This window comes from Amycolatopsis kentuckyensis (assembly GCF_002155975.1).
Lineage (GTDB): Bacteria > Actinomycetota > Actinomycetes > Mycobacteriales > Pseudonocardiaceae > Amycolatopsis > Amycolatopsis kentuckyensis.
On sequence record NZ_MUMI01000547.1, the window covers coordinates 1 to 5,754 of the forward strand.

At 71.7% G+C, this 5,754-nt stretch carries 6 protein-coding genes and 1 pseudogene; 1 reads left to right on the forward strand and 6 read right to left on the reverse strand.

The genetic code is table 11. The annotated features are described in order from the left end of the window. The 5 genes from CCN39_RS41280 to CCN39_RS41300 form a co-directional block, all read right to left on the reverse strand. Nucleotides 1–938 (reverse strand): zinc-dependent alcohol dehydrogenase family protein (locus CCN39_RS41280; RefSeq protein WP_086851761.1); only part of this gene is annotated, 938 nt, incomplete at its 3' end. Nucleotides 939–966: 28 nt separating this feature from the next. After that, nucleotides 967–1,668, reverse strand: coding sequence for an HAD family hydrolase (locus CCN39_RS41285; RefSeq protein WP_086851763.1), 702 nt, complete (start codon nt 1,666–1,668; stop codon nt 967–969). Continuing rightward, nucleotides 1,665–2,474: a carboxymuconolactone decarboxylase family protein gene (locus CCN39_RS41290; protein ID WP_086851765.1), complete on the reverse strand. Its 810-nt coding sequence runs from the start codon at nt 2,472–2,474 to the stop codon at nt 1,665–1,667. Before CCN39_RS41290 ends, CCN39_RS41285 begins: the two co-directional genes overlap by 4 nt. A gap of 31 nt (nt 2,475–2,505) precedes the next feature. Then, a complete protein-coding gene (locus CCN39_RS41295) occupies nt 2,506–3,303 on the reverse strand; it encodes an AfsA-related hotdog domain-containing protein (protein WP_086851767.1) in 798 nt (265 codons plus the stop codon). 32 nt (nt 3,304–3,335) lie between these two features. Next, nucleotides 3,336–4,742, reverse strand: coding sequence for a hypothetical protein (locus tag CCN39_RS41300; RefSeq protein WP_244211235.1), 1,407 nt, complete (start codon nt 4,740–4,742; stop codon nt 3,336–3,338). Nucleotides 4,743–5,319: 577 nt separating this feature from the next. Between CCN39_RS41300 and CCN39_RS41305 the strand changes: the two genes are divergently transcribed. Further along, a complete protein-coding gene (locus CCN39_RS41305) occupies nt 5,320–5,685 on the forward strand; it encodes a cellulose binding domain-containing protein (protein ID WP_244211236.1) in 366 nt (121 codons plus the stop codon). Here CCN39_RS41305 and CCN39_RS52265 read toward each other — a convergent pair. Then, a pseudogene (locus CCN39_RS52265) lies at nt 5,673–5,738 on the reverse strand (hypothetical protein); the annotation flags it as partial. The gene CCN39_RS41305 and the pseudogene CCN39_RS52265 sit on opposite strands and share 13 nt — an antisense overlap. Between the last annotated feature and the right edge of the window lie 16 nt (nt 5,739–5,754).

Consider the following 5,754-nt stretch of genomic DNA (forward strand, 5'->3'; position numbering starts at 1 on the left):
GCGACCTCGTCGAAGCCGAACCGGCGGTCGATCACCGGCTTCAGGCCGGTCCGCTCGATCGCGGTGTTCATCGCCTGGAACGTCTCGCGGGAGGCGTTGGTGAGACCGCGCAGGGTCAGCTGCTTGACCAGCACCAGGATCGGGTCGGCGCCGCCTTCGTGGGTCAGGACGCCGGCGACGCTGACGTGGCCGCCGTAGCGCGCGGCGATCATCGACTGGCCGATCGTGCCGCCGCCGCCCACGTCGACGACGTGGTCGACGCCGCCGCCGGTCAGGCCGGCCACCGCGGCGCCCCACTCCGGGGTGGTCTCGTGGTTGAGCGTCTGCGCGGCCCCGAGCGCCCGCAGCCGCTCGAGCTTCTCGTCCGAGCTCGACGTCGAGACGACGTGGGCACCGCCGAGCGCGGCGAACTGCAACGCGAACGTGGACAGGCCGCCGCTGCCGAGGGTGAGCACGGTCTGCCCCGGTGTCAGCCGGCCTTCCTCGACGACCGCCCGCCACGCCGTCACGCCGGCGCTGGGCAGCGTGGCCGCTTCGGCGTAGTCGAGGTGCGCGGGCACCGCGACCAGGGCCTCCTCGGCGAAGACGGCGTACTCCGCGAGCACACCGTCGAGCGTTCCGCCCAGGTCGTCCGCGGTCTTCTCCGGCGTGCCGGGCCCGGCCAGCCAGTCCGGGAAGTAGGTCGCCGCCACCCGGTCCCCCGCGGTCCAGGCGCGCACGCCGTCCCCGACCGCGACGACCTCGCCCGCGCCGTCGGACAGCGGGATCACGTCCGGCTTCACCGGCTTCGGGTAGAACCCCTTGAGGATCATCAGGTCGCGGGCGTTGAGCGCCCACCCGCGCAGGCGGACCAGGACCTGCCCGGGGCCGGGTTCCGGGACGTCACGCTCGCCCAGGACGAGCCCGGCGCCGGGACGGGGCAGGGAAAAGAACTTCACAGCGGCTCCAAGGGGTCGGGGACACTCCTCAACGAGGCCAGTGTGTCGAAGCCGCGAGCTCGCCGTCGACGATGGCCAGGAGTTCCGGGGTCAGTTCGGCGAGCGAGCTGGCGAAGTGCCGGACGCCGCCGGACGCCATGAACTCCCGCTGCCGCGCGTGGGCGGGGCTCGACGGGAACCCGACGAACCCGGCGCCGTGCGCGCGGGCGTCCTCGGCGACCCGGCTGACGTCGTCGACGAACACGATCTCGTCGAAGGCCACGCCGAGCACGGTCCGCGTGATGTGGTCGACGCCCGGGCGGTGCTCGTTGATGCTCACGTAGGGCACCTCGGGGTCGAGCAGGTCCACGAATTCGCCGAGGTGGTGGTCGAAGGTGTGCTCGCGGGTCCGGCCGCCGTAGCAGACCAGCCGCACCGGGAGCTTCGACAGCGCCTCCAGGCAGTCCCGCGCGCCTTCGGCCACCCGGATGGGGTGCTCGGCCAGGTAGTCCTGCCGCGCGGCCCACAGCTGCTTCAGCGTCTCCTCGGCCGGCTGGTCCAGACCGCAGAGCGCGGTGACCTTCTCCGCGACGACGATGTCGCGCAGCCCGATGACGTCCCGCTCGGCCGCGGCGTCGTACACCCCGCCGTGCTCGGTGACGAACCGGGCGATCATGGCCAGGTAGGTGTCGTCGATGAGCACGCCGTCGCAGTCCAGCGCGACCACGCGCAGTTTCCCGAAGCCGGTCACCGCTGCGCGAAGACTTCCCGCGCGGCCGCGATGGCGTTGAGCGCGGCCGGGAAACCGCAGTAGAACGCCAGGTGCAGCACGGTTTCCACGACCTCCTGCTCGGTGCCGCCGACGTTGAGCAGGCCGTGGATGTGCACCTTCAGCTGCGGCAGCGCGGTGCCCAGCGCGACGCAGGCGGCGATCGTGACGATCTCGCGGTGCCGCAGGCTCAGGTGCGGCCGCGAGTAGATCTCGCCGAAGGTGAATTCGACGATGTAGGTGGCCAGGTCGGGCGCGATGTCCCGGAGGCCGGCGGCGACCCTCTCCCCCGCCTCGCCGTCGACGGCCTTCATCGCCGCCAGGCCGCGCTCGTAGCGGTCCTCGATGCCCGCCCACGGCACGTCCGCGACCTCCTCGGCCGGCTCCTCGTCCGGCAGGCCGTCGAAGGCCGCCTGCAGCGCCGTGAGGGCGTTGAGCGTGGCCGGGAACCCGGCGAACGAGCTGACGTGGATCACGGCCTCGACCAGCTGGCGGCGCGTGCAGCCGACGTTGAGCGCGGCCTTGGCGTGGAACTGCAGCTGCGAGCCCGCGTAGCCGAGGGCGGTCAGCGCGGCGACGGTGGCCAGCTGCCGCTCCGGCAGCGGCAGGCCGGGCCGGTGGTAGACGTCGCCGTAGATGAACCCGACGCACTGCTCGCCGAACTCGGCCTCCCCGATGCTCTCGAACAGGTCCAGCACGGCCGGCCGGTCGGCCCCGCCGAGCTGCTGGATGAGTTTCAGGCCCTGGGCGAAGGACGCGGAGCGGTCCTGCTGCTGCAGGTCGGACATCGTGAAGTGGTTTCCCTTCCGGAGTGACGGCTCACCCGAGGTAGGCCCGGGTGGCCTGGTCGGCCTTGCGGCGTTCGAGGGTGCCGATGCGACCCTGCGCGATCATCGAGTACTCGATGCCGGCGGTGGCCACGATGCGGCTCTGCTGGCGCACCGACGTCGTGGCGCGGAACTTGAGGTTGGTCTCCCGGTCGAGGTCGGACTCGACGATCACCGACTCGACCGTGGCCGGCAGCGGGAACAGGAAGTCCTGGAAGGACAGGTCGATCCGCTTCCACACCCCGGCGTACGAGGCCGGGACGAGACCGGGGCGGATCGCGGTCTCGAACTGCGCGATGCAGATCTGGCGCATCGCCTCGATGATCACGATGCCCTGCACGTGCTCGCCGGTGTGGTGGTCGAGGACGAGTTCGTTGTCCCGGTGGATCCGCAGCTCGGCCCGGCAGTGCGTGGGCGCCGGGTTGTGCACGCCGGCGAGCAGGACGTTCTCCGGCCGGTCCTTGTGGACGACGACGGGCGGTTCGGGGGGCAGCCGGAACGTCTCCGGGTCGGCGAGGGAGATGGCGCCCTCGCTCTTCTCGCACGCGGCGTGCAGCAGGTCGCCGTCCGTCGCGTCGATGCCCTGGCCGAGGTGGACGACCCAGCGGCAGCCCGGCGGCGTGAGACCGCCGGTGGCGAGCAGCGCCAGCAGGCCCGACAGGGTGAACACCCGGTCGTCGCGGGCGAACTGCGCGAAGCGGTCGGCCACCACGACGACGTCCCGCCGTCCTTCGAACGTCCAGGCCTCCTCGCACGGCAGTTGCGGGCACGAGAATTCGTGCGGTGCCACTTCGGGCGCCTCCGTCCGGGTCTGATCTGGGGTCACGGCCGCGCCGAGGCGTGGGCGTCCAGGAGTGCTTCGGCGAGGTTGCGGGCCGTCGTGGCCGAGCGCCAGCGCGGTCCGGACAGCTCGGTGGCCATCAGCTTCAGCATGGCGCGCACCATGTCCGGCTGCTTGCCCACCCCCGCGTCCAGCAGTGGTCCGACCTGTGCTGCGGCGCCTTCGAGGTCGTCGAGCCGCAGGTGCGCGCGGCCCGTGTCGATCCGGATCATCGGATCCATGGCTTCCCAGCGGTTTTCCAGCGACAGCTTTTCGAAGGCCTCGCGGGCGGTGGTGAACTCGCGCAGCGCGGCCGAGGCCTGCCCGACCGAGAGCAGCGAGTTGCCGGCCATGTAGTGGCGCCGGTCCTTCGTGATGTTGAAGAAGCTGTCCTCGCCGCCGGCCGCGAGGTCGGGGTCCTCGATGGCCGTCCAGCGCGCGATCGCGTCCAGCACCTGCCGCTCGGCCTGCACCGACGACCAGCCGCGCGCCTCGGCGAGGATGAGCGGGGCGTCGGTGAGGCGCCCGCCCGCGTGGTAGTTGAGCCCGTCCGCGGCGAGTTTCGCGGACTCGATGCCGTTCCCGGCCCAGAACGCCACACGCGCCTGGGACGTGCGCACCCAGCGCCGGGCGAGGAAGTCGTCGGCGTACTGGGTGTAGAGCCAGGCGGCGGAGTTGAGCTCGCGCGAGAGCCGGTAGCGGCCGAGGTCCCCGGCGATCCAGGCCATCATCGCGCTCGTCTTCGCCCCGATGAGCAAGAGGTCCTGGGTCTGCTTCGGCCGCTGCCGGCCCTTCAGCAGGGACGCCGTCCGTTCCTCGATCACGGCGAGCTGGCCGAGGATCGAGTCGGGCGCGGTGCGGGTGTAGGCGCCGCCCAGGAAGTCCAGGTCCGCCCACAGGTCGTCGAGCTGGACGTCGTCCACGTTGGTCTGGGTGAGCAGCATGGCGTCGTCGAGGGCGCCGGCACCGATCTCCTCGTCGACCCGGGCTTCGGCACGGGCCAGGACGCGGGCCGGCGGGGCGGGCTCGGGCGCCGCGACGACGGCGGGCTGCAGGTCGGCGTGGTATTCGGCGAGGTCCTTGGCCGGCAACTGCTCGAGGTCGTGCAGCCCCAGCAGGCACTTCCAGCTGGTGCCGTAGACCTGCGCCAGCACCCGCAGCGCGGCGATGGTGGGCCGGACGCCGCGTTCGGGCCACTGCTCGTACTCCCAGATCCGCGTGCCGCGCATGCCCGCGCGAGGGTCTCCGGTGACGGCGTTGTACTGGTGCGCCGCGACGTCGAGCGAGAGCTCGGACGCCAGCCGCCACGCGGTGCGCGGCGGGATCCGGCATTCGAGGATCAGGTTCTTCGCGACCTGGGCCGGGATCGCCTCCTCGGGGAAGCCCAAGGCGGTGAGCCGCTCGCGCAATTGCGCGCGATACGGCTTACTCCCTGGCTTGGCCTGTCGACTCATCGTTCATCCAACGATTTCCGGAGTACTGGGGCACCTCGCCGACCCTACCGCAGGGTCGGCTCGGGGGCCCAGATCGTCATCGGGGCGGGAACCGTGTGCATCGCGAGAAGTTGAAGGTGCAACAAGGGTTTTCCGGCCGAAGGCCTCGGCAGATGGGCTGAGAGCGCTCCCAATCGGCGGCTCCCCAGGACGCACCGGTGATCTTGACAGAATTTCCGGAATCCACTCCAACGGAGGCGTCCGGCGCCGCGTCGCAGTGGCGCAGTGCGACCGGGACAAGTCCTGCGTCCCAACGGCTTCGGCCGTTCAGGAGCGTTCAGTGGGGAGGCCGGCCGCACCGGCTGCGGAAAACGGACCACCGGATCGGCCCGCGTCCGGGTCGCTCTTTACAAGCACGACACACCGGGGTTACCTTTCCCGCGGCTGGAAGCGCTCCCATGCCAGGTCGCCTCGCCAGAACGCGGCCACCACCCAGGGGCGTCGTGGTGCAAGCCACGACGCCCCTGTCCGCGTCCCCACGAGGAGCCACCCCATGAACAGGTTCGCCGGTGCACTGGCCGCGCTCTGCCTCGCCGCGGCAGGCACCACCGCGGTCGTCGTGGCCGGGCCGGCCGCCGCCGCGCCCGCGTGCTCGGTCGCCTACCGCGTCAACCAGTGGCAGACGGGCTACACCGCCGACATCACGCTGACCAACGGCGCCACCGCGGTCTCCTCCTGGACGCTCACCTGGCACTACGCCGGGAACCAGGTCGTCACGTCCGCCTGGAACGCGACCGTCCGCCAGACCGGGACCGCCGTCACCGCGCAGAACCTCACCTACAACGGCGCGGTGACGGCGGTCCCGGTCTGGCGGACGGTCGCGTTCCAGGCGGACGTGACGACCTGGTTCCCGGCGTAGTGCCAGGTGAGCGTCCAGGAGGAGACCGCGGTGGCGCCGTTGGTCAGCGTGATGTCGGCGGTGTAGCCC

Excerpts from the sequence above, each read along its gene's own strand:
- CCN39_RS41305 (WP_244211236.1), top strand. The coding sequence starts at position 5,320 with ATGAACAGGTTCGCCGGTGCACTGGCCGCGCTCTGCCTCGCCGCGGCA.
- CCN39_RS41290 (WP_086851765.1), bottom strand. The coding sequence starts at position 2,474 with ATGTCCGACCTGCAGCAGCAGGACCGCTCCGCGTCCTTCGCCCAGGGC.